Below are 26,007 nucleotides of genomic sequence, written 5' to 3' on the forward strand. Positions count from 1 at the left end.
TGCTTTATAAAATGTTGTTGTGTAGCAATAGGCGCTAAGCGCCTATTGGTGTGTGTTTTATGGATTCGCAATAATCACGTTGTCTATACGGTAAAGCGCGCCATCGCCCATGTCCCAGCTAGGAAAAACCATAATTACGTTTAATGCGCTAATGTCTAAGCCGGCATCAAATAATTGCTGAAGAGGGAAGGTGTATGTTTGCCATTCGCCCGTTACAGGTACTTGGCCTTCAACACTGCTAGATAAAGCAAGCTCTACGGCACTCGATGTACCAATTGATTCAATTTTAAATAGCCATTGTGCGTCAATATCTGAAGGGGCTGATACAACTTTCATATCAAATTGAACTACACCATTTTCAAGTATTGCAGAGGCATCGAACGATACGTCTTCATCAGCAATAAAGCCCATTACTGTAGCAGTAGAACCAATGCTAAATTGCGCTACTGCGCCATGCGCGTCATCATCGGTTTCTGTTGTTGGTGTAGAGCCACCACAACAATCCCAAATACTCCACTGATCGGCAGCTGCATCTTTAAATACAGTAAGCTCACCCGTTGCAGCTGGCGCTGCATTTGGATTATAAATTTTAACGTTATCTACACGGTAAACAGAGCCTTCACCTGCACCCCATGCTGGGAAAATCATTAGTACATCTATAGTACTTACATCTAAGCCAGCAGCTGCAAGATCAGACAGCTTAAACGTATATGTTTGCCACTCGCCAGTAACTGGCGCTACGCCTTCAACACTTGCCGTTAATTCAAGCTCTACTGCAGAGTCACCTTCGTTTGACTCAACTTTAAACAACCACGGTGTAGTTGGGTCACTCGGTGCAGACGTTACTTTTAAATCAAATTGAATAACGCCTTCATCTAAAATGCTACTAGCATCAAACGATTCACCTGCGCCACCTGACGATGTGCGGCTATTAAAGCCCATTACAGTAGGCTCTGCACCAATGCTAAATTCTGCGGTTAAACCATGCTCTTCATCATCCATAGTTTCAACAGGGGTTGAGCCACCACAACAATCCCACATTGGCCATGCTAGATTTTGCTCATCAGTAAAAATAGTAAGCTCAGGTGATACGCCTAAGTTATCTTGAGTAATCTCAACATCGTCAATTAAATAAACAGCGCCTTCACCTGCGCCCCATGCTGGAAACACCATGATCACATCAATTGCACTAATATCTAAATTTGCAGCATCTAGATCTTTTAATAAAAATGTATAAGTTTGCCATTGGCCAACAACAGGACTTACGTCTTCAATGCTATCTGTAATCGGCATTTCTAATGCGCTAGAACCTTCATTACTTTCAAGTTTTACAAGCCAAGCTGCATCAGCAGTGCTTGGTGCATTTGTTACTTTCATTTTAAAACGAACGTAACCTTCATCCAGCATTGGAGAAGCATCAAACGGGCTAGCTTTTCCTGCTTCGTCAGTAATAAAAATCTCACGGCTAATAAAGCCCATTACAGTGGGTTCTGCACCTACTACAAATTCAACTACATCACCTTGGGTTTCATCTGCAACAATAGCGGGAGTAGATCCTCCACAACAATCCCATGCAGGCCAATTTGGATTAAATGACTCACCAAAAATAGTCAGTGGTGTTGCAATGCCTGTCGAAGGTGGGCTAGGAATTGGTGCATCGCCTTCAAGCAAAGCATCGTCTAGGCTATTGTAACCCGGGCGAATAGTTTCACAGCCTTTACCTGTTTCAGGGTTTGATGCACATTGATAAACGCGTACGTAATCAATAGCAAAGGTTTGGCCGTTTTCAAATGCGCTAGCATCTACACCTAAATCATTTACGTTTTCAGGCCAGTCACCGCCTACTGCTAGGTTTAGCAATAAGTGAAAATCTTTATCAAATGGTGCGCTATCCCAGTGAGTTTCAAGCTCGCCAGAACCTTGCTCAAAATATTCTGCAAACCAGCCACGGTGTTTTAGACCTACAGCCTCGTCACTTGCATTAGTACGAACTTCTGATTGACGCTGAGTTGCATAAAGGTAACCGTCTACGTACCAGCGAATTTCACCTTCTTGCCATTCAACAGCATACGTGTGGAAATCATCTGCCGGGTTAGTATTTTCAGGGAATTTAAATTCTTTGCCCGTAGAGCTGTTATCTGGCCACGCGCGTCCGTAATGAAGTGTGCCGTGGATGCTTGACTCTATTCCACCGTCTTCATCCGGTGTTTTAAGATTTACTGATTCTAAAACATCTATTTCGCCAGAACGAGGCCAAGTGCCGTAAACTTCATCTGTTGGCAGCATCCAAAATGCTGGCCAGCTACCTTGTCCTGATGGAAGTTTGGCGCGCACTTCAAAGCGACCATACGTAAAGTCAGCGTTGTAACGCGTATTTAAGCGCGCTGAAGTGTAAGGTTTTTCTGCACCTTCTTCAGCGGGTAGGGCAACAATGTTTAACACACCGTCTGCAATAAATGCATTTTGCTCGCTGTCGGTGTAACACTGTTTCTCGTTGTTACCACCGCCATTGCAGTTTAATTCATAGTTCCATTTGTTTGTATCAATGGCTGAGCCTTCAAACTCGTCGCTCCAAACCATTTGCCAATCTGATACTGGTTCAGAGGCATCTACATTTTCAAAATTTGATTTAGTGGCAGAGTCGCCACCACAGCCAGCTAACGTAACTAAAGAGATAGCGGCAAGTAAACGTGTAATGTGCGTTGTTTCAATGTTCATAACTGAACCCCGGTTTCAACAGATTATTGTCAGATTAATTGTTTTTTGAGCTTTGTTTTTTCGTGCTGTAAGCGCTTACATTTTGATATGTGTTTTGTAAGCGCTTACAAATGATATTGTGGAGTACGCAAATGGTCAACATATTTGTTTATTTTATTTACAATTAGTTTACGGTAAGACCAGTTTACCAATTTGAGACTGTACATAAATTGCATTTTATACAAATGGTTACGTTGTTTGTGTTTTTTGATGGGAGCAAGAACGGAATATTTTTTACGTCAAAAAGTAGGAAAGGACTTAACAATTAAAAGGTTAGTGACAGGTATATTTATAGTATTTAAAGAGTATTTTGTTTATACCAATCTACATAACAGCAATTTTAAGTCGATTGGTATTGTATGGGACGAAATATATTTGTTTTTACTTGTTTTTAAAAGGCATTGAAAGTAATCCCCAAAGTGATGCATTTTGCTTTTGGTTGGGGTACTCTTTTAAGCCAATATTTATATCTGCGTCGGTTTTTTTTGCTTTATCTTTGTAGCTACCAAATAGTTTATCCCACCAAATTACACTAAAACCATAGTTTGAGTTAGTTTCGCTAACAACTTGGCTATGGTGAATTCGATGCAATATTTGCGTCATTAATATTAAACGCAGTGGCTTTTCAATGGCTTTAGGTAAGCGTATATTTGCATGATTAAATAGTGCTAAACCATTAAGTGCTATTTCAAAAATAAGTACCGCAATAGCAGGTACGCCAAGAGCAGTTACTGCAATGAGTTTTATAAGTATACTCAGCACAATTTCGATAGGGTGAAACCGAAGACCTGTGCTGGTGTCTACATGGGCATCGGCATGATGTACGCGGTGCAAGCGCCATAAAATAGGCACTTGATGAAATAATCTATGTTGCCAATAAATTAATATATCGAGTAAAAGTATGCTCAATATAATAATTAAACTGCTTGGTAGGGCTATTTGATTAAATAAGCCAATGCCGTGCTCTTGATTGTAAAGTGCTACAGCGGTTAACCCAATGGGGACCACTAAGCGCGCAATAACTGATGATGCAAACACTAACCCAAAGTTAGCAAACCAGCGTGTGCTGCTTTTAATGGGTGATTGTCGTGCTGGTTTTTGCCATTCAAGCAGCATCATTATAATTAAAATGCTAAAAAAGCAGCCGAGTCGCCACCATATTTCATTATTCATTTATTACCTCAGAATTTGCACTGCTAAGCGAATCTTCAGCTGCTTTATCAGCATCGGCTTCTTGTTGCTTAAGGGTGTGATAACCGCCATGTGTACGGGTAAAAATGGTTATGCCACACGCAATAGCAAAAATGCTTGCCATAACCGCAAAGTGCTGCGGCCAAATACAAAATGCAATAAATAGCGCTATTGTTTCAGTGCCTTCGGTTAAGCCATTTAAGTAGTAAAAGCTTTTGTATTTAAACTGCGGTTTTTCGAGTTTAAATTTTTCGGCGGCAATCGCAAAAGCTAAAAAGCTGGAGCCTGTGCCAATAAAAGTAGCAAGTAATATCGAGCCCGCTATCGCGTTTTGCTCAGGGTTTGCCAAAATAAAGCCAAGCGGAATAGCCGCGTAAAATAAAAAGTCGAGTGTGATATCTAAAAAGCCACCCGCGCTTGAACTTTGGTTTGCATAGCGTGCTAATGCGCCATCAAGTCCATCTAAAATTCTATTTAAAGCAATGGCAACTAATGCGCCGTACCACATTTCAAACGCCAGTAATGGCACGGCTAATAAGCCAACTAAAAAGCCTACCACGGTGAGCTGATCGGCAGTTATGCCGCGTTTATGCATAATCATAACCACAGGTGTTAAAAGTGGCTTAATTACAGGGGTGATAAATTTGTCTAGCATGTTTTTTGCCTTATGCGTATTAAAGCTATGTATTAAAGTGCGCTACTTAAAGTAATGAGTTTGCCATTTGCAGCGTCGGCATCGCTATGGTCGTGAGTTACCATAATTGCAGGTAGCTTATGATCGCGTATTTGGCTAAACACGAGTTCGCGTGTATCAACACGCAGTTGGGTGTCGAGTTTGCTAAAGGGTTCGTCGAGTAAAATGGCTTTAGGTTCACTCAGCAGCATACGTAATAATGCAACACGGGCCTGTTGCCCGCCCGATAAGTTATCGGGATGACGATTACCCATGTCTTTAAGACCTACTTGCTCAAGTGCGTGTTCTATTTTTTCAAGGCGTTGTTTTTTATTACCTTTGGGCATTGCAAAGGCAATGTTACCAGCAACAGTTAAATGCGAAAACAATAAAGCGTCTTGATAAAGCACTCCAATATGGCGCAAGTGTGGAGGGGTGTTATCGATATTTTGACCATTAAGCCACACTTCACCATTGGCCTTAAAGCTACTTGGTAAAGTACCCGTAAGCCAATTTAATAAGCTTGATTTACCACTGCCTGATGGGCCCATAATAGTCAGAATTTCACCGCCATTAACTTGCTCGTTTAAGCTAAGTAACAGCTCATTTTGGCGATAAAGCTGACAATTTTTAATCTGTAACGATGACTGCATTAAAAAACCTTAACCCTGATAGTGTTAAACATGGGTGCTTTAAATATGTGCATGTTTAAACACGTGCACTTTTGAAAAAATATTTAGGTAAACCCCATGCCAGTATAAATCCAATAAGCGGCAACGCCATTTGCATAATAGCGTACACGGCACTGGTGCGTCTGCTTGCGCCATTGGCAAGCGTAACGGCTTCGGTTGTTATTGTGGCTATGCGCCCGCCGCCAGCTAAAAGCGTGGGGAGGTATTGTCCAAAACTAATTGCTAAGCCCAGTGCGGCTGCAATTAAAATAGGGGCAAACAACTGAGGTAGTTTTACTTTAAAAAACACCTTGCATGGTGCTGCGCCTAGGCTTGCTGCAACATGAGCAAAACGAGGATCTAAGCGCCTATAACTGCTCGCAAGTGACAAAAACACATAAGGCAACACAAACAGTAAATGCGTAAGTACCACATTAAAAAATGCGGCTTGGTTATTTACCAACTGTTGTATCCATACTAGCCCAAACAAAAAGGCAATACTGGGTACTAATAACGGTAAGTAAATAATTAAACTGGTAAAACGAGAAATAGGTTTGTCACTCAACTGCTCTGATTCTAAACACAATAAAGTAAGAATAATGGCAAATAGTGTGGTTACTAAACCGATTGCTAGCGTATTAAAAAGCGGGCTGCCCATTTGCATTAGCGCACTTTTAAAATGCAGTAGCGTAAATTGCTCAGGCATTGCATCTGGAAAACGCCAAAAACCTGCAACCGACCACATAACTAGACCAATAAGTGACAACAGTATAAAGCTAATTACTAATGTGGTGAGTACTACCGTTATTTTTTGCCAATAAAATCCACCGTATTCGCGCACCCCATTAGTGAGCGAGTCGCTAAATAATACTTTTACGGCTTTTTCTCCGCCAAGCCAAAGCGCTAATAACCCGCCTGTAACAGCCAGTTGTAATAAAGCACCTGCTGAGGCTTTAATACGCAGGTTTAAATCAACATCGTTAAACCAATGCATTATTGCAACGGCCAACGTGGGTGGTGTATTTGGGCCTAATATAAGAGGCATTTCTACACTTGCGCTTGCATAGGCAAGCACTGCTAAAAGCGGCAAGCGCAGTAGCGGATAAAGACTTGGCAGTATTACTTTAAAAAAGGCGGTCATTGGACAATAACCTAAGTTAAGCGCGACTTTGTGTTGTTGGCGTAATTTTTTGCCAAGCTCAGGTTGAGCAAGTACGCCCAGTGCCATTAATAATAAAAAGGGAAGCTCTTTTAGTGTTAAGCCTAAAATAATACTAATACCGAACGAATCATGCGGAAACATGCCGTTTGGCGCAAGTTCCCAGCCGCTTAACCAAGGCGATATTAAGCGTGAAATCATACCTGAAGGGGCAATTAAAAACCCTACTGCAATAGCCGCGGCGGCATGAGGTATCACTAATATAGGGCTCAATAAACGCTGAATTCGGTTAAGCCACGGGCTATTAAAAAACGCAGCTAAAATCATTAAGGTAATGATAAATGCAAGCAGAGTACTTATTAAGCCCGTTGCAACGCTTAAGGTAACCATTTGAGTAAGGCCAGGTGTTTGCCAAAGGGCATTAAAACCTTGCAAGCTAAACGTTGTTTGCTCAAGTACGGGCGCATAACCAAAGGCAGGCAGCAATACGCTAATTAAGCCACCAAGTACGGGTAGTATAAGTAAAGCGAGTAAAAATCGCGGGCTAAATTTTACAATGCGCGTAAACATATCGGTGCTGCACTGCGTTGTTGCTTTGGTATTTACTGGTACACTTTTTGAAATAACGCTCATTGGCTTACTCCATAACGGGTTTGCCAACCTTGCATAATGGCGTTTACCCAGCTTGGATGAGGTTCGCTCAATGTGCGTTTAATACTGTTTAAAGGCAGTGCACTTGGATGCGGTTTAGCTGTTTTAAATAAGGCTTGCTGTTCAGGCGTTAACGTTGATTGAATAAGTACGCTTTTATCGCCCCATATATGCGCTTTTTGCTTTTGAGCTTGCGCTTCAGGGCTGAGTAAAAAATTAGCCACTAATTGCGCACTTTGCTGGTGGCTTGCATTGTAAGGGATTGCCACAAAATGGGTATTACTTAAACTGCCATCACTCATTGCGTAACTGCGAATGCTGTTTGGTAAATCATAGCGTTTTACAGCTGCCGGTACTTCAGGTGCTGAAAAAGTAAAGGCTAAACTCAACTCTGTATCGTCTACTAAGCGGCGCATTTGAGCACCACTTTGCATAAAATGAGTGCCACCACGCCAAAGAGTTGGGTGTAGTTTATCTAAAAAGTCCCATAACGGATTTAGCACTTGTGCAGTATTTAAAGCGGTAGCTGGTTGGTTTAACTGCGCTTTAATGTTTTCGCTGCTTTGCTGATGCAGTACAACTAAGGCGTATTTTAAAAAGCTCATACCTAAAAAGTCAGGCGGCTTTGGGTAACTAAAGCGACCAGGGTTTTGTGCGCTCCAGTTTAATAATTCGTTTAATGTCGTCGGCAATTTATTGTTTGCATTACCATTTATTGCAATGCTGTCGTAATAAAACGTAAGTGACGCTTGCCCCCATGGAGCCTCCATCCCATTGGTAGGTAAACCAAAATCAAAGGTTACAGCAGGGTTATTAGCCGGATCGGTTAATGCAAAGTAGGGAAGTTTACTCGCCCATTGCTTTAAAAGCAGAGAGTGCTCACTCATGGTGGCAAAGTTAGCCCCGTTGATCCACATTAAATCTACGCTGCCTTGGTTGCTATTGTTTGCTGATTTTTCGGCAAGTACACGGCTTACTGCTTCGCTGGTGTCGCTTAATTTTACATGTACCAGGTTAATGTTGTACTTAGTTTTAACTTGCTGCGCTGCCCATTGAATATAAGCATTTATTTGCGCGTCGCCACCCCATGCATAAAAGTATACATCTTGATTGCTACCAAGTGCTTGAACTTGTTGCCAGCGAGATCCCTGTTGTGTGTTTATTACTAAATTACTTTTACTATTTGAGTTAATAACGGTATTAGCAAACACAGAGCTTGAAAAAGCAGCTAAATTTGCGATTGCACAAACGCAAAACGCGACACAGCAAAAGCTGTATCGCGCCAGTGTTTGCCAAAACTTAATGGCGAACATTTAAATCCCAGTTGTAGTCTAAAAATTTAACTTTCATGTCATCATTTTTAAGTACTTTTTGCTGAGCGGGTATCAGTTTAAGTGCATCGCTGTATTGCAAGAAAAACTGCTGTAGCGTGTTTGTACCTCTAAAGCCTTTTTCAAAGTCATCGCCGTACCACTTAAATATTGAAGACACGCTTAGCGTATTTTCTTGAGCCATATTACGTGTCATATCTGATAAAAAGCGCACTGTTTGCTCTTGCAATTGGCTCTCTAAATTAGTGGCTGTATACGCTTCTTCTCGAAGCGCTGGGCAACCAATACTCGCGCAATTTACTGCAAAGTGAATGCGTGGGTCGTTGTATTTACCGCTGCCACGTATTAAACCATGTTCTATATCATCAAGGCTGCGAGTTTTGCCAAGTAATGGCACAAACTCTTTACTCCATGGTGAGCTAAAAAAGCTCCCTAAGTCTTTAATTGACTTGAGATCAGGGTACTTAGTTAAAATGAGCTCAACAGTCCACGCATTATAAGCATTGATTAAAAAAGCGAGTTGCTTAGGCTTTTCCCATGCGTCAAATTCGCTTTGTGTTACAGCCGTTAACGAATCTAAATACGTTTTTAGCTGTGCATGCTCACGTTTTATGGCAGCGTAATCAACCTCAGTACTGTGATTATGGTTAATAGCGACAACATGCTTATTTAACAATGCATTCCAGCTATCGTGCATGTTTTGGGCTTGGGCCGAAAATGATGTTGCAAACGATGTTACAACTAAAGCCGAACCAAGTAGCAATGCTTTTAGAGGTGTTTTAAACATAATTAACCTCGACGCCAAGTGTGGTATTTTTCAAGCAAGTTAAGCACTTTTTCAGGTGCATGAGCGCGTTTCCACTCACCTGCTGCGTATTTGTTACCTTCAGCCCAAGTAGGGTAGCTGTGTATAGTACCGAGTATTTTGTTAAGACCTAAGCCGTGTTTCATTGCCAGTACAAACTCAGCAATTAAATCGCCAGCGTGTTCAGATACCACGGTAACGCCCAATATTTTATCTTTGCCTTTGGGTGTAATCACTTTAATAAAGCCTTTTGTAGCGCTGTCGGTAATTGCACGGTCTAGCTCTTCAAATTCAAAGCGAGTAATTTCGTAATCTATGCCTTTGTCTTTTGCGTCTTGCTCGTTTAAGCCAACACGTGCTACTTCTGGGTCAATAAATGTAGTCCACGGAATAACACGGTAATCTACTTTAAACTTTTTAAGGTGACCAAATAAGCCATTTACAGCTGCGTACCAACCCTGATGGGCTGCCACGTGTGTAAATTGGTATGGACCTACAATATCGCCTGCTGCAAAAATATTAGGGTACAGTGTTTCAAGGTACTCGTTAGTTACTACTGTGCGGTTTGTTTCTATGCCTAGCTCTTCAAGACCGTAACCTTTAAGGCGCGCACTTCTACCAACGGCACATAATAGCTCGTCATATTCAATATCTATTTCTTTGTCGTTATGTTTAACAACAATATATTTTTTACCATCGCGTGTTTCACAACGAAGTGCTTGGTGCGATGTTAAAATATTAACGCCACTTTCGGTTAACGCTTCGTGAGCAAAAGTAGACACTTCAAGGTCTTCTTTGATCATGATGCGTTCGCTCATTTCAATTTGCGTAACACTTGAACCTAAACGTGCAAAGCTTTGTGCTAATTCGCTACCAATTGGACCGCCACCTAGTACTACAAGTTTTTTAGGTGCCTCATCTAGCTCTGCAAATTTATTCCACAATGTATCGCTTGTTACATAACCTGTTTCTTCAATACCAGGTAGTGGCGGTACAAATGGGCGTGCGCCAGTGGCAATCACAATAGTACGGGCAGTGAGTGTTTGCGTGCCACCGTCGTTAAGTTTAATTTCTACAGTCCACGGGTCTATTAATTTACCGTAACCTTTTACTACATCTACGCCTAAGTCGGTGTAGCGCTCAACACTGTCGTGTGGTGCTACATCGGCAATTACTTTATGTACACGTGCCATTACTTTTTTGAACGAAAACTGCGGTGTGGCGTTTTCTAGACCGTAGTTTTCACCGTGGCGAATTTGCTCTGCAATTTTAGCGCTTTTAATTACTGCTTTACTTGGAACACAACCATAGTTTAAACAGTCGCCGCCCATTTCGCCCGCTTCAATAAGGGTTACTTTTGCTTTAACAGCAGCGGCTATATAACTTGTTACCAAACCACCTGCGCCTGCGCCAATAACAATCATGTTACGGTCGAATTTTTTAGGCTTAGTGTAGTTTTTGTATACGCGACGTTTTTTAAACACGTTTAAGATTCCTTTAGCAATGAATGGGAAAATGCCCAATAAAGCGAATGATAAGATTAAGTTGAATGATAAAATTCCAGATAAGCTATCTATTTGAGCCAGTTGCGTACCTGCGTTAACAAATACAAATGTACCGGCTAGCATACCTGCTTGGCTTACCCAGTAATAAGTCCATGACTTTATTGAGGTAACACCCATTAGTAAATTGATTAAAAAGAACGGAAACACCGGCACTAAACGAAGGGTAAATAAGTAAAATCCACCTTCTTTTTCAACGCCTGCATCAATTGCGGCTAAGCGCTCAGGAAAACGTTGTTTAATAGTGTCGCGTAGTAAGTAACGCGATACTAAAAAGGCAAGTGTTGCGCCAATAGTTGAGGCAAAAGATGCAACCAATAAGCCTTCAACTAAGCCAAATAATGCACCTGCTGCAAGTGTCAAAATAGCCGCGCCCGGTAAAGAGAGAGCAGTTACAACTACGTATAGTAAAAAGAACCCACCAATAACCAACAACGGTGACTGCTCTTTGTAATCGCTAAACTGATCCATTGACCCTTTTAAACCATCAAGCGTAAGTAGTTGGTGTAAGTCAAAATGAAAGAACAGGCCGACGGCGGCCGCTGCAATCAATAATAAAAATATTTTTTTAATCATGTTCTCTCTCTTAAAAACTATGCGTAAGGGTTAACTTGGCGTTAATTGGCAACTCAGGAAAAGCTAAAGTTGCACCAAAGTAACCGCCTTCAAATACTGGGCGCCAGTTTTTTTGATTCGTTACGTTGTTCACATCTAATCGTAACTTGGTACTAGGCGTAAAAGCATAGCTAGTATTTACGTTTAGTGTGTACTGATCACGAATTTTTACTGTCGCCAAAAAGTCTAGTGGGTAACTCTTTGTATATAGACCTGAAAAACCCGTTTGCCATTTCGAATTAATTGAATAATTTCCGTTAAAGCTGAACGATTGCTCAGGGATACCCTGTACACGGGTGTTTGAAGGTGCAAAAGCGGTAAAGCTAGGTGCGCCAACACTGGTACCTTCAATAATATCTGGACGTGAGTTGTCAAATGCATCAGCGACTTGAGCTGAATCTTGGCTACTTGCAGAATTATCGTAGCGAGCATCAATATAGCTGTAGCCAGCACTTAGCCAATAAGGGTAAGCATCATAAAATACTTGGCTTTCAAAGCCGGTAGTACGAATGCCGGTATTACTACCATCACGGTTACGTAAACTACGACGTTGGCTAAACACTGCACCATCGGCGTACCAATCACTATCGGTTGGTGCGTATTTTAAACCAAATTCAACTAAGGTATTTTCGGTTGAAAAGTTTTGTGCGCTAATCGTGTTGTCGCCACCAAGAGACGTGCCGCCAGCCATGCTATTTGATGTGGCTTCGTTGTAACTTGCTGCACCATAAGTGGTGTAATCACCGTTTAATCGGTAGTTAAAGCTTATTTGCCCAGAATGTAGCTTATCGTTAATGCTATCGCGAGCTGCAATTTCACCCTCTGGTGCTATTGGGTCGTGCGCGTCTACATCATAAAAATCAATGCGGTAGCCAACACTTGTATGAAACTTATCTGTCCAATCAGAATCTTGCTGAATAGCAAAGCCTGTTTGCCATGAGCGCGAATCGGTAGTGTCTGATAAGTTAAAGTCGCCACTGCCGTCATTATTAATATCATATTGACCACCAGGGGATACAAATATACCTGGGCTAATTTCAATTAAACGCGCTTGTTGTACATCAGTTAAAGGAATGCGGCGATTTGAAATTGGGCCTGTTAAATCAATAGGTAAATCGGCTTCTGTTGTAAATTGGCTGTAGCCTAATACGCGGTTATAACGCACATCAAATGCAAAAATTGTTTGCTGATCGCTATTCCAAAGATAGGTAAGCTCGGTACGGTTTTGCGCGGTATCGGCACCATCTATAATTTCAACAAAGCTATTTTGTGCAATTTCTTCGCGTTGTAAGTGCTGAAAATACGTGATGTTTTTAATGGATGCGTTGTTGGAAAGTTCACGCTTATAAATGCTGTGTAGTAAATAAGTAGTGGCTTCGTTCTGATTATCAGGATCGGTAAGTACTGTACTACGGTCTATTTTTACTTGCCCAGTTGGTGAGATTATTGAACCTGCTGCTGGTACGGTACTGCCGTTTGCTTGCACGCCTTGGCCGGTAATATAAAGGCCATTATCTATTAGCGCTTGAGTAGGGCGGTTAATGCCTGCGTTATCGGTAAATTCAACTTGGTATAACTCAAAGTTAATATCCCAGCTGCTCTTGTCATCGGGTAATACGCGTAATGATGCAAATAAGCTGTCGCTTTTCGTGCCTGAAAAGTCGTAGTAACTGCCGTTATCTATGTGCTCAGCGCTTACTCTAAATCCTACTTTATCTTTTATAATGGGTGCACTGTAATCCACTAAAACACTGTACTGATCCCATCGGCCTGCAGATACAGTTGCTTTACCTTTACTTTCGTCAGTTGATGCTTTTTTAGAATGTAAGTTTACAAAACCACCGTTGCGTTGGCTTGAGCCAAATAATACCGGTGGCGCGCCTTTTACCACGTCTATCTGTTCTATAGAGTTGAACGATAAGGGCACACCAAAGCCATTATTACCAGCTTGGCGGCGTGTACCATCTTGGAAAAGCTCACCTAATTGCCCACGAATAGTAGGTAAACTTGGTGCGCCAAAACCACTGGCTGAATAGGTATTAGGGCTTACTGCGAGCACGTCTTGTAAAGTCGTAATATTGAGTTGCTCTATTAACTCGCTTGAAATTGGTGTGACTGAGCGGGCTATATCTTGTAGGGCTAAGTTGTCGCCAAAAGGGCCGTCTACAGTGGCGTTTTTAACCGAAAGACCTTGAGATTTAATAGCTTGGCCTGCCACCTCAATGCGCTCTATTGCGCCATCTTTTGTTGTTTTTGATTCTTCGGCTGCAAAAGCATTAAGTGGTGTATTTAATATGGTGGCTAGGGAAAGTGCTAAATATGCGTGTTTCAAACGTTTTCTCTCTACGGTTAAAATGTTGTTGGCGATAAAGACCGAAAGGATTAAAAATAAATTTCAGTAAAATTTCGATTCTTTTTGTTTTTTAGAACATAACAAAACAGATGTATTATAAAGGTGGTAATTAAGTACTATAGTTTTATCAGTCGATAAAATATCAATAGAGCGATTGTATTAGAGTGAATGTAAATATTTGCTTTTAATGGGCTTTTTAAATTATAGACTACTTTTCACCTGCTAACATTTTAAAGTTGTTAACTTTTACGCAGCATTTTTTAATTCCTAAAATAAGCTTCACTTTTATTACTACAAAGCTTAATTACTTTTTTAGTTAAAATAATTAAATTTTTTTGAAATAAAAAATAACTTATACGGTCTAGGTTACTTCAACGTTTATTAATATTCATTTAAGGAAATTTTATGACAGGTTCAATGAGTTCTGATGTGCAAAACCGTTTGCAATGGTCACTTTTATCTTTGCGTTTAGGCGTATTTATTGTAATGGTTATGTGGACGTTCGATAAATTCGTAAACCCTGGTCATAGCGCACGTATTTTCGAACATTTTTACGGTATTAGTGGCTCATCTGACATAGTTGCTTATGTTATCGGTGCTCTACAACTTGTATTAGTATTGGCATTTTTAGCGGGTATTAAAAAGCGTATAACTTACGGTATCATTTTTGTAATGCATGGCTTATCAACGCTTTCTTCGTACAACCAGTATATAGATGGCTTTAATAACTTATTATTCTTCACTGCATGGCCAATGTGGGCTGCGTGTTTCGCACTTTACTTGTTACGCGACCAAGACGTAAAATTTACTGTAAAGTAATAAAATATATGCAAAAAATTGGTTATAAGCTATTTGGCTTATAACCAATAAGTACACAGGGAGTGCGGAAGTCGGTTTATACGTTAATGCATAGCGTCGTTGTATTGCTTTGCCAAGCTTTGTTTTTGCCCTTCGGTTAGTGCTTTACCCGCTAATTGAAATACTTCGTGTTCTTCTTCACTTAAATGATGATGTACTAAATGGTGCAACTTTTTAGCTGCAACTAACCATGCAGACGAGCTCATTTCGGTATCTTCAAGTTGTTCAATTAATTCATCAATTTCGTGATGTTCAGCTACGCTGTGGCGCGCTTTTTCATGAGTTAAGTCATCAAACATAAGTGGATTGTAAAAGTAACGTTCTTCAAATTTTGCGTGTTGTTCTAATTCTGTTTTTAGCTCGTCCATTAGCGTGTGGCGCTGCTCTGTGTCGCCGTGCGTTTGAATGAGCGCATCTACTAATTTTCTTTGTTTGTCATGGTCATGACGTAGTGCTTCAAAAATATTCATAACTAATCCTTTTACAATTTATTTGCTTATATCACTAATGTGCAAACTAAATGCCAAATATTAAGTTGATGTATTTTATTGCTTTTATTTTGATTTTTTATTTTTAGGCTGCTATCACTGTAAATTTTACAGTGATATGAATGCAATAATTTCAGGCTTTCACGTAGTTCAATTATAAAAGGGAGTATAAATCCCTACAGAACCTTACAAATATTTACTGGTTGTTTATTTTATTGCAGTGATAAAGTAGCAACATTATTTAGGTACAATCTATATGTATTACTCCCACATATAATATCAATCGGTATAAATGCAGGTAGTACGTTAACTTAATAAGATAGTTTAAGGATGAACATAAAAAGCCCCATCGCCGCATTATTGCTGTGCGCTTTACTAAGTGCCTGTAGTACAGCCCCACGTTCTGACCCTAACTTATGCATTGAAGAGGCCGAAACGGTTGATCGAAATGGCGCTCAAACAAGCTCAGAAGTTTATAATCAATGCATTAGCGCACAAATTAAAAAGGATGAAAAAAATGATACTTTTTTTGATGCTATCGGTACGTTCTTTTTTGAATTTTTTGTAATGGTGGTAGAAAAGTAAATAGGCTAACTTGCAGCTGTAATTTAAAGTAAATAAGTTGCGTAAAAATAGGATTAGTTATGAAACAATTATTGATAGCAATTCCACTTTTTTTATTACTAAGCGCTTGTGCGGCACAGCCTTACGCAGGCTCGGCAAAATGTATGGAACAAGCAGATATTGCATACGAAACCGATACACGTAAAAATGAGACATTAGATAATGAATGCAAAGCTGCAAAAGTAAATACGCCTAATAAAGAGCTTGAGAATCATGGCTTGGTTGATAGAAGCCTTTTACAGCTAATCGTTAGCGTTTTAAATGGCGTATTTTAATAGTAAAAATATAATTAAATAAGGTATGTATGAGGGAAGAACTAAGAGCAAAAATAATTACCGTGTGCGATAAAAAAATAGCAGCTAAAGGCGAAAATGTAGGGCTTTCTTTTTATGCATTTTTTGCTAATAAAAACGACGACCCAGAGCTACTTATGGAAGCTGCTACTTGGTGGATACACACCCATAAATTAGATCATTTTGTAAAAGCACATAAAATTAAACAAATGGTTTTAGACGAACTTTAGTCAAGTAAGTGAGCCAATACTTTTAGCTGTGTTTATTTAATCAACAACGACTTGGTTTCTTCCGTTTTCTTTTGCTTTATAAAGTAATTTATCTGCATGCTTAATAAGAACATCTAGTGTGCTTTTTAAAGGGCCACTTACAGAGGCCCCTGCACTAAAGGTGATTTTTGTATCACTAGGAAAGTCTTCTATATTACTGCAATGCTCGGCGAAGCTAATAGCGAGTCGGTTAAATATATCGCGAATTATTCGTTCATCAGCCGTATTTAGTGCAAATAACCATTCTTCGCCGCCGTAACGGCCAAACTGATGATCATTACATAGTGTTTCTCTTGCAGCTTTTGCAAAGGCAATAAGAACTAAATCGCCAACATCGTGACCAAAATGGTCGTTAACTTTTTTAAAGTAGTCTAAGTCAACAATTGCTATAGTCATTTTACCTTCACCAAGTTTTGCTTCTGCTGCGCGCATTATTCCTCTGCGATTAGGGCAATTTGTTAGGTAATCTGTTAATGAAATATTGTGATATTTTTGACGTTGTCGAGCCTGCCGATAAAATAAAAATAATGAAGCAATAACTAAAATAAAAGCAATAGCAGCGCTAAGTCGCCAAATTATTTTTTGATGATATTCTTCTTTAGCTTGTAGCTCACTAATATCTTTTGCGTACTCTAGTTGCTGTATTTTTTCTTCTTTTTCTTTTACTTCAAACTGTATCTGTAGTGTTTTTATATTATTTTCACTGGTAGCTTCGTAGTGTTTTTTTGTATAAAGGAGCTTCTGTTCAATTGCTTCAAAAGCCTCGTCAGTGTAGTTAAGGCGTCGTTTTAGCTCATAGCGTTTACTTAAAAAATCGGCTTTATAAATACTGCGGCTGAATTTATCTAATTTAAAAAACACCTCATCGTTTGCTTCATTTGCTTGATCAAGTAAATCTAGTTTTATATATATGTCAGCTAACAAAATGAGCGATGCGAGTTGCATGTCGTGAACACCTGCAGAACGAGCAAGCTCAATGTTTTCTTTAGTTAGAGTTAAAGCTTTATCGTAATTTGCTTGTAAGTACTCAATACTGGCAATTGAGTACTGAGCAAAGGTTAAGCCTTTTTGCATATTAACTTTTTTGAAATAGAGCAATGCTTTGTCTAGGTATATTAAGGCATCTTTAGGTTTCTTAATCTCCAGCAATACATTGCCTAAGCTCCAATATGCTTTTGAGGTAAAAAGCCCATCTTGTGTTTGCTCATATGCCGCAACCGCTTTTTTTGCATAATATACGGCTTTGTCTTTTTCGTTTAGATAATTATATGCATCGGCTATTTTTCTAAAAAAGTATCCTTGAGATGCTGAATCATCATCTTTTAATGCTAATTCTAACCCCTCTAGTGCAACATTTAGGGTCTTTTTCAATGCATCTGTATCGGTGTAATAGTAAGCAAGTGCTCGTAAAATAATGATTTTTTCTTTAGTTGAATGCTGTTGCAAGCTCTCTTCTAACTTTGTGGCTAGCGTTTGTGCTGGAGCTGGGTTTGGCTCTCTCGCTAGAGACTTAAGTTGTGATTCGAGAAATAATAAATATACACTTTTTTGATTTGGTAACTCTTTGTTCTTTAAGTAATAGGATAAGTGTGTGTTTAACGCTTCGTATTTTTCTTGTCTAAAAAGTAACTCCGCATACAAAGCGGCCGCTTCTAGATGAAGGTTTTCCCAATTTTGCTCTTTGCTTATTTTAAACGCTTGAGTGAGTTTGTCTTCATTTTGAAGATAGTCTAGTTCATTCTGTTTTATGTTATTGATGAGAGTTTGAGTCGTGTCAAAGTCTAGCGCATGTAAAGTTGCACTTAATGAGTCGCCGTTAGCTGAGGCAAGCTTACTTAAAAGTAAAAATAAAAGGAGAACAATATACTTTGCCCATAAAGTATTACCCAAAACCTTTATTTGTGTATTGTTAGTCATGTTAATCCTTTGCTGACTTATTTTTATTAGGAAATACTTTTCTACATTGCTTAATAAACTTGGGCTTGAACAGTTTTTTATACTCATTATTGAAAAAATAAGACCATAAACGATATCAATTTAATTAATAAAAACCAACACATTGTATAATATAGTCGTTGTGGCTATGTGTTTTTATTAAAAATCAGCAGCTACTTCAAACTCTAATCGTTTTTGCGTTATTGGGTGAGTAAACGCTAAATACTCAGCGTGTAAATGTAATCTATCAGCTTTTTGTCCATAATGTGTGTCGCCTATAATTGGCATGTTTAAACCTAAACTGTGCGCGCAATGTACTCTTAATTGATGAGTTCGCCCTGTTTTAGGGTATAACTGTAATCGGGTAATATCGTTGTTACGCTCTAAAACCTGCCAGGTAGTAAGTGATGGCTTACCATGTTTGTAACACACCATTTGGCGCGGTTTATCATCAAAGTCGAGCACTAAGGGTAAATCAATTACTCCGCTATCCTCAGCTACGTTACCATTAACTAATGCGACATAACGTTTATCTATGGTGCGTTCAATAAACTGCTTTTGCAGTGCTTTGTGCACGCGTTTATTAAGTGCGATCATCAATAATCCAGAAGTCGACATATCTAATCTGTGTACAATTAGTGGGCCTGATGCCTCTGGAAACTGCGTTTTGATTCGCATATAAACTGAGTCTTCAATATTTACGCCAGGCACCGATAAAAACTCAGCGGGCTTATTTACCACAAGTAAGTCGTCATCTTTATAAACAATACTTAAATCTTTACCCTGAGCTGGGTTGGTAAGTAGCGGATTATCTTCAACATCTAAACCCTTTAGCATGTGCCCAAGTATTGGTTGGCATTTACTGTAACAAGAAGGGTAGTAGTTTTTATGTTGCCTAATTGCTGATTTAGGCGCAGCTCCCCACCAAAATTCAGCCATTGCAAGTGGCTTTAAGCCATGTTTATAGGCGTATTGTAATAATTTAGGCGCTGCACAATCGCCAGCACCCGAAGGAGGAGTATGCTCAGGCAGTGCTGCAAATATGGCGTTTAAGTCTGTAGTTTCACCATTTGCATTTAAAAATTGGTACTGTGCAAATAGCTTTTTTTGTAAGCTTTTAGAAAGCGTTTTACGGCGCTTTTTTAAATGAGCAATTTCATCAGAAATATTGATGTGTGTTTGCTGCAGTGACTCGATTATATTTTGCCAATAGGCTTTAAGTGCCAGCAGTTGCTTTTTTTCTACGATACTTTGCCCTGCAAGCTTATTTTTTAACTGCTCAAAATCACTTTCGCTAAGCTCTAATTCTCCTTCGGTACGTTGTATTTTACGTTGCTGGCGACCGGCTTGCATTACTGCCTGTTGGGCTAATAGTGCTTGCTGGTAGCTTTGTGTTGCATCATCAAGTTTGCTATTAACTTCATGCAGTTGTTCGCTATTTTCTAATTGCTCAATTTGAGCATTAATATCGTTAATTATTTTACTTTGAGTCAAATAGCTATCGTCTTGCAGCTGCATGCTAGAAACTGGCGGTACAAAGCTAATATTGGCTTTATCACCTTCAATTTGCCCCGAATAAGCACTTAAAAAGCCTAATTGTTGCTTAGTATTTTGCACCACTAAAACCCCAAACATTTTACCGGCATTTTCTGCTTTTAAATGCATTAACGTTTCAAGTTGTTGCTGTAATTGTTTTGTGGCTGCTACAGCTAATGGTTGCGGCTCGTAATAAAAAGGGAAAGTAAACTTTTCCGGAAGCGCGAGAGAATCAATATTTTGAGAAAATAATGTAAAGCACGAAGCAGAATTTGACATAGAAGTAAGAGAAAAGCATTCAGTAAAATAATTGAGCGCATAATAACATATTCATAGTTAAGCCACTAAAAATCTCGCACCCGCATATTCATAAACACTTTAAAGCGGACATTCATGTTTTATGTATCAGTATGGGGGCGCAGCAAACCCAGGCGTTTGTTAGTAAAGTCTCAGTAGTAATATATCTATCGTTATCAAAATATTTAAGCCTATCGATTCTCAACAATTGAGCGCATTTCGAAACGATGACTTACTTGATAGAGCAGAGGCAAAAAATCAATTTGCAGAATAACTGAATATTTAGGAGTTCTATATTATGAGTCAAAATATCGCAAGTTTTATCACTAAAACCCTCGAACAAGCGGGCGTAAAGCGCATTTGGGGAGTAACTGGCGATTCACTTAACGGCATTAGTGAAAGCCTGCGAAAAATGGGAACAATTGAATGGCTAGGAACGCGACATGAAGAAGTTGCCGCATTTGCAGCCGGTGGCGAAGCGCATTTATCAGGCGAGCTTGCGGTGTGTGCGGGTTCTTGCGGGCCAGGTAATCTTCATTTAATTAACGGCTTATTTGATTGTCAGCGCAATAATGTACCGGTATTAGCTATTGCCGCACATATTCCTTCATCTGAAATTGGCAGCAGCTATTTTCAAGAAACCCATCCGCAAGAATTATTTAAAGAATGCAGTGTGTATTGTGAAATGGTTTCGAGCCCCGAGCAAATGCCGTACCTGCTAGAAACTGCAATGCGACAAGCAATATTAAACAAAGGCGTGAGTGTACTTGTGCTACCTGGCGACATTGCATTAAAAGATATGCCTAAAGCTATCAAGCCAAAATGGAACGTGCCAAAACTAGCAACTTATACCCCCGCTTTATCTGATATTGAAGCAATGGCGACTCATCTTAATAAAAGTAAAAAAGTAACCTTATTGTGTGGTGCTGGTTGTAAGGATGCCCACGACGAAATAGTTGCGCTAGCCGAAAAATTACAAGCACCGATAGTACATGCTATGCGCGGTAAAGAATTTATTGAGTACGATAACCCTTACGATGTTGGTATGACTGGATTTATTGGCTTTGCGTCGGGCTATCATGCAATGCAAGAAGCCGATACGTTATTAATGATTGGTACTAGTTTTCCTTATCGTGCTTTTTATCCTGAAAATACCACCATATTGCAAATTGATAATCAGGCTGCGTCACTCGGGCGACACGTGCAAATTGATTGTGGCGTGTTAGGCGATACAAAAAATTCAGTGACCACACTACTTGATTATATTAAAGGTGAACGGACAAGTTCGCACCTACAAAAAAGTGTTAAAAACTACAAAGAGTCTCGACAAGATCTCGATGAATTAGCCAGTGGAAAAACCTCGCAAAATTTAATTCACCCGCAATACCTAACACGTTTACTCAACGAGCAAGCAGCTGACGATGCTGTTTTTACTTGCGATGTAGGTACGCCAACAGTGTGGGCTGCGCGTTATTTATCAATGAATGGAAAGCGCCGGTTAATTGGATCGTTTAATCATGGTTCTATGGCAAATGCCATGTCGCAGGCAATGGGGGTTCAATCTGTTGATAGAGATCGCCAAGTTATTGCAATGTGTGGCGATGGTGGCTTTTCGATGTTAATGGGCGATTTAATCTCACTTAAGCAGCTTAATTTACCAATAAAGATTGTTGTTTATAATAATCGCTCACTTAGTTTTGTGGCTATGGAAATGAAAGCCAGTGGGTTTTTATCAAGCGATACCGATTTAGAAAACCCAAGTTTTGCTAAAATTGCAGAAGCCTGTGGCTTAAAAGGGATTCATGTAAGCGATCCTGAAAAATTACCATCGGCAATGAACGAAATGATGAACCACTCAGGACCTGTTGTTTTAGAAGTCGATACAGCAAAACAAGAGCTTTCAATGCCGCCGCAAATCAAATTAGAGCAAGCAAAAGGCTTTAGTGTTTACATGATGAAGGCGTTAATTAACGGCAAAGGTAACGAGATTGTAGAGCTTGCCAAAACTAACTGGTCACGCTAGTTAAGTTACTTCCCTATTGAGTGTTTTGGCTCAATAGGGAAGTGTAAATTAGAAGTAGGATATGATTAAAATGGAAGGTTTTTAGTATAGTGTTGGAATCACTACGATGCTTTTGAGCTCACTCAAGTGCAATGTAATGAGCTAAAACACTTAGCATTGGCATCAATTGCTACTTGGTAGTTGTTTTAGTTTAACGTTTCACTCGCTTTACTCAATCAAAGTAAAGCGAGCGCTCAGTATCACTTACAAACTCTTTTTAGGCGGTAGGGCGACGTTTGCAAATATTAGTCCTGCAACAAGCGACATAAATATTAAAAACGTTTGTTGGCCTATGTGTTCTGCGTATATAAAGTCTTGGCCTTCAATTAGTGAGTTTAAGCCAATATAGGTTTTGCTACCTGGTACTAATACAATTAAGCCTTGCATGGCCACAATAGAGGCTGGCGCATTAGCAACGCGGTTAAACAAGTTACTAAATATACCCACCGATAAAGCACCCACAAACGTACCTAATGTGTAATCAAGATACATAGCCGAGCCAATACTGGTGCCATACGCTATAAAGCCTGATGCAATAGACCAAACCGCGTGCTTAAGTTTGGTTCTAAAAATAACGATTAAGCTGCTACAAAGTAAAAATATAGCCAGCCATGCGGTCCACTTTGGTAATGGCTCAGGTTGTACAAAGTCAGCTTGCCCAAAGAGTGCAAAGCCAATACCTATGCCAATAAAACCGCCAAAATAGAGTTTAAATAACAGCATAAACGAGTCCATGACTCGCGCAGTACCAGAGACTAAATGCCGTGCTGCCAGCTCAGCTAAACCAAGCGCAAGTGCTAAACCGGGTATAAACACAATAATGGCCGAAAGTACCACCAAGCGTATATTTATCTCAGGTGTTATATACACACTTACTGCACAGGCAAGTATGGCTGATATTATGGCCACTAATGGCTCAAGCATATGTGCTACGCGTTTTGAGCGCCCAGACCAAAGCACAAACACATAAACAACTAAAGTAAGTAGCGATGACCAAATAACATCAGTCCAGCTAGTACCCATTAACATTGCAAACGCACCACCAGAAGTTGCAAACGCAACGCCCGTAACAAGTTTATTGTATGGGTTTGGCATTACAAAAATAGCGTCTAGTTGCGCATCAACTTCTTGTAAACTTAGCTTGTCGTCAAGCATTTGGTTTACAAGGTCGTCGGTGTCGGCAAGTGAGCCTAAATCGTGATCGCCAGGGTCTACACGTGCAACATGGGTATATTCGTCTTCGTGGCCATCGGTCCAAATAACAAACGTTACAGAGGTTGGCGACATAACAAATGACGATTTAAGTCCTAAGTATGTAGCCACTTCCATTAGGTGGGCTTCTAGGCGGTAGGCTGGGGTGCCATACTTGTGAAGCATTTTACCCAATTTAACGATAAATTTGCGTTTTTCTGTAAAGGTTGCAGTTTTCAAATCTTTTTGGACCAAATATTGCGATAACTAAGCTAAAAATATAGACAATACAGCTAAAAATGCCCACGTTTGATGGGCGCGATTTTAAACACTAATTGGTGCGTGTCTAGTCATTTTTAATCTAATTTTTTATTTTTTTCAGCTATCCATTGCGACATGTATTGAGTGCTGCGCATTGTATGATGTTTGAGCATTTGGCCTGTGAAGTTTTTTTCGCGATGAGCGCTTAAATCGCAACTTATTGAATCAATTTTTTGGATTAACGCAGCGCTTAATTGTGCTTTATCGTAAAGCGTATTAAGGAGCGTGTTGCCATCTTGCTGTGCTTGTTCAAAGTCACTTTGATTGGTGTACATCTCAATGGCAGCACTGGCAAAGTCGTCGGCGGTGTTGGCTATTTTACCCGGCCATGGTAAATCGTTATGCATGCCTTCTGCGCCAATGTTAGTGGTAACGCTGGGTGTTTGCATAATCATGGCTTCAAGCAATTTACCTTTAATCCCTGCACCAAAACGCAGTGGAGCTAAACATACGCGTGCGCTTTGCATTACATCAAACGCATTATCGGCCCAGCCTTTTATTAAAAACCCTGTTTTAGGGTTATTTAGTGCCGTGGCTTTTGGTGGTGGGTAAGAGCCATAAATATGTAGTTCTGCTTTTGGTAGCTGCTTGCGAATAAGTGGCCATATTTTTTGTAGGTAAAGTACAGCATCCCAGTTTGGCGCGTGTCTAAAGTTACCTATGGTCATAAAGTGCTGGCGCTGCTCAAACGTTTTTGTATTTGTAGGCAGTGAGCTTAAATCAACCATAAACGGTAAATGGTGTAATAGGCTTGGCTCTATTTTAAATACGCTGTTTAGCAGGCTCATTTCATAACTTGAAATAATTAAGCTTAGGTCGCAGCGTAAAATAGCGGCAATTTCGCGTTTTGCTATGTCTGAGTGTAAATCGCTGGTTGTAAACTCACGCTCACCTTTAAACGCTTCGTGGCGAGCGTTACGCAGACATTGTAAATCTTCGGTATCTAAAATTTTAATTGCGTGTGGGCAATGTTTATCGACGCGCCAGCCAAATTGTTCTTCCATCATAAAACGGTCAAACATGACTATATCTGGATTATAGGCTTTAACGTATTCGTCAAAGCTGTCGCAGTTTAGTGCAATGCTTTGACTGGTTATGCCGAAGTCGTCAAGATTTACCATGTGATCGGTGCGCTGCGCGGGCGTTGCAAATTCAACGTCCCAGTTTTGCGCTCTAAATGCATTTAATAACGACATCATGTGCGTTCCCGCAGCAGACGAATTTGGCTCTGGCCATACGTAGCCAATTACCAGCACTTTTTTCATTGGCTAGAATCTCTAATTTGTAAGTTTACATTTACCAGTGTTTTTACTGGCGGGGCTGTATTTTGTAGTAGCTCTTGCAGTATTAAAAGGCACCGCTTGGCTATATCAGTTGTACTTATAGCCACAGTGGTTAAGTGATCATTTATAACCGCGCTATTAGGAATATGGTGGCAGCTCACCACTTTAATACATTGATGTGTTAATGAGTTAATAGCGGCAATAACACCTTGAGCAATAATATCGTTTGCACACACCACTGCGTTTAATGTTGGGTTGTGTTTATATGCTTCTATAAATGCATTTTTAGCGCTAAGGGCTGTGTTTACTGCGCAGTGAATGGGTGCTAATGGTGTAATGCTGTGCTGCGCGCAAGCGGTATTAAAGCCACTTTGTAGTGCTTGTGAATCACTTAAAGTAAGTTCACTGCCTATAAATGCAATGTCTGTCACGCCTTGTGAGAGCAAATGCATACTGGCTACGTGGCTGGCTTTTTTATAGTCGGGTAATACACAAGGAGCTGCGCTAAAAGGCACTTCACTCATTACGGTAATTACTTTGTGTTGCGCGCTGAGCGTATCAAGCCATTTGGGGCAAGTATTTGCAACGGGGCAAATAATAAATGCAGCAGCGTTGTATTCTTTTAAGTTTTTAACTGCGTTTGCTTGTAGCTCAAGGCTATTATTACTGCTTACAATCATGGCTTGTAGGCCGTTGTCGTTTAACAAAAGTTGTAGGCTGGTAGCAAGGTGTGCCATAGCTGGGTTAGTTAAATCGTTTATTACTATGGCCACTAAATTTGAGCGCTTTGAGCGCATAGCAGCGGCATCACGATTATAAACGTAACCTAGCTCATCAATCGCTTTGAGTATTTTTTGTTTACTTTTATTGCCCACTTTATCGCTTTGGGTAAGTACCAGCGATACGGTTGATTTTGATACACCAGCACGCTCTGCAACATCAAAAATAGTGACTGATTTGGCTTTGTTATGCATTGTATTTTAAGTACCGCAGTGGTGAATAAATAGCGCTGTAGTTTAGCTTAATCAGCACTATTAAGTCATCTTTTAGAGGTGTTTAACTTACCTTAATACTTTATGAAC

The 26,007-nt window shown here is 40.0% G+C and carries 20 protein-coding genes; 5 read left to right on the top strand and 15 right to left on the bottom strand.

What is annotated here, in order from left to right; translation table 11 throughout:
* Positions 1–57 precede the first annotated feature (57 nt).
* From CXF64_RS04295 to CXF64_RS04340, 9 genes are all read right to left on the bottom strand, one after another.
* Positions 58–2,718 carry a glycoside hydrolase family 16 protein gene (locus CXF64_RS04295; protein ID WP_101216395.1) on the bottom strand — a complete coding sequence of 887 codons (2,661 nt, stop codon included), beginning with the start codon at positions 2,716–2,718 and terminating at the stop codon, positions 58–60.
* 420 nt (positions 2,719–3,138) lie between these two features.
* Complete coding sequence (locus CXF64_RS04305; protein WP_101216397.1) at positions 3,139–3,930, bottom strand: sterol desaturase family protein; 792 nt, start codon at positions 3,928–3,930, stop codon at positions 3,139–3,141.
* On the bottom strand, positions 3,923–4,603 hold the full coding sequence (locus tag CXF64_RS04310) for a CDP-alcohol phosphatidyltransferase family protein (protein WP_101216398.1): 681 nt from the start codon (positions 4,601–4,603) through the stop codon (positions 3,923–3,925). Before CXF64_RS04310 ends, CXF64_RS04305 begins: the two co-directional genes overlap by 8 nt.
* A 32-nt stretch (positions 4,604–4,635) precedes the next feature.
* Complete coding sequence (locus CXF64_RS04315) at positions 4,636–5,274, bottom strand: ATP-binding cassette domain-containing protein (protein WP_008165767.1); 639 nt, start codon at positions 5,272–5,274, stop codon at positions 4,636–4,638.
* 55 nt (positions 5,275–5,329) lie between these two features.
* Positions 5,330–7,084: an ABC transporter permease gene (locus tag CXF64_RS04320; protein ID WP_101216399.1), complete on the bottom strand. Its 1,755-nt coding sequence runs from the start codon at positions 7,082–7,084 to the stop codon at positions 5,330–5,332.
* Entirely contained in the window at positions 7,081–8,415 is a 1,335-nt protein-coding gene (locus CXF64_RS04325) for an ABC transporter substrate-binding protein (protein ID WP_101216400.1), read from the bottom strand. The genes CXF64_RS04320 and CXF64_RS04325 overlap by 4 nt, the downstream gene beginning before the upstream one ends.
* The gene (locus CXF64_RS04330; protein ID WP_101216401.1) at positions 8,402–9,220 is read right to left on the bottom strand and encodes a DUF547 domain-containing protein; all 819 of its coding nucleotides are present in this window, start codon (positions 9,218–9,220) and stop codon (positions 8,402–8,404) included. The genes CXF64_RS04325 and CXF64_RS04330 overlap by 14 nt, the downstream gene beginning before the upstream one ends.
* A gap of 2 nt (positions 9,221–9,222) precedes the next feature.
* Positions 9,223–11,376, bottom strand: coding sequence for an FAD-dependent oxidoreductase (locus CXF64_RS04335; RefSeq protein WP_101216402.1), 2,154 nt, complete (start codon positions 11,374–11,376; stop codon positions 9,223–9,225).
* 10 nt (positions 11,377–11,386) lie between these two features.
* A complete protein-coding gene (locus CXF64_RS04340) occupies positions 11,387–13,747 on the bottom strand; it encodes a TonB-dependent receptor (RefSeq protein WP_101216403.1) in 2,361 nt (786 codons plus the stop codon).
* A 426-nt stretch (positions 13,748–14,173) separates the two neighbouring features.
* On the opposite strand from CXF64_RS04340, the gene CXF64_RS04345 reads away from it, so the two are divergent.
* Positions 14,174–14,587, top strand: a complete 414-nt coding sequence (locus CXF64_RS04345) for a hypothetical protein (RefSeq protein ID WP_007581772.1) — start codon at positions 14,174–14,176, stop codon at positions 14,585–14,587.
* Positions 14,588–14,670: 83 nt separating this feature from the next.
* Here the strand turns inward: CXF64_RS04345 and CXF64_RS04350 are convergent, their stop codons facing one another.
* On the bottom strand, positions 14,671–15,096 hold the full coding sequence (locus CXF64_RS04350; RefSeq protein WP_024591907.1) for a hemerythrin domain-containing protein: 426 nt from the start codon (positions 15,094–15,096) through the stop codon (positions 14,671–14,673).
* Between the two features lie 348 nt (positions 15,097–15,444).
* Between CXF64_RS04350 and CXF64_RS04355 the strand changes: the two genes are divergently transcribed.
* The 3 genes from CXF64_RS04355 to CXF64_RS04365 are packed head-to-tail and all read left to right on the top strand — an operon-like array spanning position 15,445 to position 16,261.
* Positions 15,445–15,699, top strand: a complete 255-nt coding sequence (locus CXF64_RS04355) for a hypothetical protein (protein ID WP_101216404.1) — start codon at positions 15,445–15,447, stop codon at positions 15,697–15,699.
* A 59-nt stretch (positions 15,700–15,758) separates the two neighbouring features.
* Complete coding sequence (locus CXF64_RS04360) at positions 15,759–16,013, top strand: hypothetical protein (protein ID WP_101216405.1); 255 nt, start codon at positions 15,759–15,761, stop codon at positions 16,011–16,013.
* A 29-nt stretch (positions 16,014–16,042) separates the two neighbouring features.
* On the top strand, positions 16,043–16,261 hold the full coding sequence (locus CXF64_RS04365; protein WP_010553641.1) for a DUF6500 family protein: 219 nt from the start codon (positions 16,043–16,045) through the stop codon (positions 16,259–16,261).
* 36 nt (positions 16,262–16,297) lie between these two features.
* Here the strand turns inward: CXF64_RS04365 and CXF64_RS04370 are convergent, their stop codons facing one another.
* The gene (locus CXF64_RS04370; RefSeq protein ID WP_101216406.1) at positions 16,298–18,217 is read right to left on the bottom strand and encodes a tetratricopeptide repeat-containing diguanylate cyclase; all 1,920 of its coding nucleotides are present in this window, start codon (positions 18,215–18,217) and stop codon (positions 16,298–16,300) included.
* 177 nt (positions 18,218–18,394) lie between these two features.
* Complete coding sequence (locus CXF64_RS04375) at positions 18,395–20,050, bottom strand: RluA family pseudouridine synthase (RefSeq protein ID WP_101216407.1); 1,656 nt, start codon at positions 20,048–20,050, stop codon at positions 18,395–18,397.
* A gap of 316 nt (positions 20,051–20,366) precedes the next feature.
* Between CXF64_RS04375 and poxB the strand changes: the two genes are divergently transcribed.
* On the top strand, positions 20,367–22,091 hold the full coding sequence (gene poxB / locus CXF64_RS04380; RefSeq protein ID WP_101216408.1) for a ubiquinone-dependent pyruvate dehydrogenase: 1,725 nt from the start codon (positions 20,367–20,369) through the stop codon (positions 22,089–22,091).
* 243 nt (positions 22,092–22,334) lie between these two features.
* Here poxB and CXF64_RS04385 read toward each other — a convergent pair whose 3' ends face one another.
* From CXF64_RS04385 to CXF64_RS04395, 3 genes are all read right to left on the bottom strand, one after another.
* Positions 22,335–23,561 (bottom strand): threonine/serine ThrE exporter family protein, encoded by a 1,227-nt coding sequence (locus CXF64_RS04385; protein ID WP_024597230.1) that lies wholly within the window; start codon positions 23,559–23,561, stop codon positions 22,335–22,337.
* A 116-nt stretch (positions 23,562–23,677) separates the two neighbouring features.
* On the bottom strand, positions 23,678–24,907 hold the full coding sequence (locus CXF64_RS04390; RefSeq protein WP_101216409.1) for a glycosyltransferase family 4 protein: 1,230 nt from the start codon (positions 24,905–24,907) through the stop codon (positions 23,678–23,680).
* Positions 24,904–25,899, bottom strand: a complete 996-nt coding sequence (locus CXF64_RS04395; protein ID WP_101216410.1) for a LacI family DNA-binding transcriptional regulator — start codon at positions 25,897–25,899, stop codon at positions 24,904–24,906. The genes CXF64_RS04390 and CXF64_RS04395 overlap by 4 nt, the downstream gene beginning before the upstream one ends.
* Positions 25,900–26,007 lie beyond the last annotated feature (108 nt).

Origin of the sequence: Pseudoalteromonas sp. GutCa3, assembly GCF_002836155.1 — a bacterium.
In the GTDB taxonomy this organism is placed as follows: domain Bacteria; phylum Pseudomonadota; class Gammaproteobacteria; order Enterobacterales; family Alteromonadaceae; genus Pseudoalteromonas; species Pseudoalteromonas arctica.

Excerpts from the sequence above, each read along its gene's own strand:
- CXF64_RS04315 (WP_008165767.1), bottom strand. The coding sequence starts at position 5,274 with ATGCAGTCATCGTTACAGATTAAAAATTGTCAGCTTTATCGCCAAAAT.
- CXF64_RS04375 (WP_101216407.1), bottom strand. The coding sequence starts at position 20,050 with ATGTCAAATTCTGCTTCGTGCTTTACATTATTTTCTCAAAATATTGAT.
- CXF64_RS04310 (WP_101216398.1), bottom strand. The coding sequence starts at position 4,603 with ATGCTAGACAAATTTATCACCCCTGTAATTAAGCCACTTTTAACACCT.
- CXF64_RS04390 (WP_101216409.1), bottom strand. The coding sequence starts at position 24,907 with ATGAAAAAAGTGCTGGTAATTGGCTACGTATGGCCAGAGCCAAATTCG.
- CXF64_RS04330 (WP_101216401.1), bottom strand. The coding sequence starts at position 9,220 with ATGTTTAAAACACCTCTAAAAGCATTGCTACTTGGTTCGGCTTTAGTT.
- CXF64_RS04365 (WP_010553641.1), top strand. The coding sequence starts at position 16,043 with ATGAGGGAAGAACTAAGAGCAAAAATAATTACCGTGTGCGATAAAAAA.
- CXF64_RS04395 (WP_101216410.1), bottom strand. The coding sequence starts at position 25,899 with ATGCATAACAAAGCCAAATCAGTCACTATTTTTGATGTTGCAGAGCGT.
- CXF64_RS04335 (WP_101216402.1), bottom strand. The coding sequence starts at position 11,376 with ATGATTAAAAAAATATTTTTATTATTGATTGCAGCGGCCGCCGTCGGC.
- CXF64_RS04360 (WP_101216405.1), top strand. The coding sequence starts at position 15,759 with ATGAAACAATTATTGATAGCAATTCCACTTTTTTTATTACTAAGCGCT.
- CXF64_RS04345 (WP_007581772.1), top strand. The coding sequence starts at position 14,174 with ATGACAGGTTCAATGAGTTCTGATGTGCAAAACCGTTTGCAATGGTCA.
- CXF64_RS04320 (WP_101216399.1), bottom strand. The coding sequence starts at position 7,084 with ATGAGCGTTATTTCAAAAAGTGTACCAGTAAATACCAAAGCAACAACG.
- CXF64_RS04325 (WP_101216400.1), bottom strand. The coding sequence starts at position 8,415 with ATGTTCGCCATTAAGTTTTGGCAAACACTGGCGCGATACAGCTTTTGC.
- CXF64_RS04295 (WP_101216395.1), bottom strand. The coding sequence starts at position 2,718 with ATGAACATTGAAACAACGCACATTACACGTTTACTTGCCGCTATCTCT.
- CXF64_RS04370 (WP_101216406.1), bottom strand. The coding sequence starts at position 18,217 with ATGACTAACAATACACAAATAAAGGTTTTGGGTAATACTTTATGGGCA.
- CXF64_RS04350 (WP_024591907.1), bottom strand. The coding sequence starts at position 15,096 with ATGAATATTTTTGAAGCACTACGTCATGACCATGACAAACAAAGAAAA.
- CXF64_RS04305 (WP_101216397.1), bottom strand. The coding sequence starts at position 3,930 with ATGAATAATGAAATATGGTGGCGACTCGGCTGCTTTTTTAGCATTTTA.
- poxB (WP_101216408.1), top strand. The coding sequence starts at position 20,367 with ATGAGTCAAAATATCGCAAGTTTTATCACTAAAACCCTCGAACAAGCG.
- CXF64_RS04355 (WP_101216404.1), top strand. The coding sequence starts at position 15,445 with ATGAACATAAAAAGCCCCATCGCCGCATTATTGCTGTGCGCTTTACTA.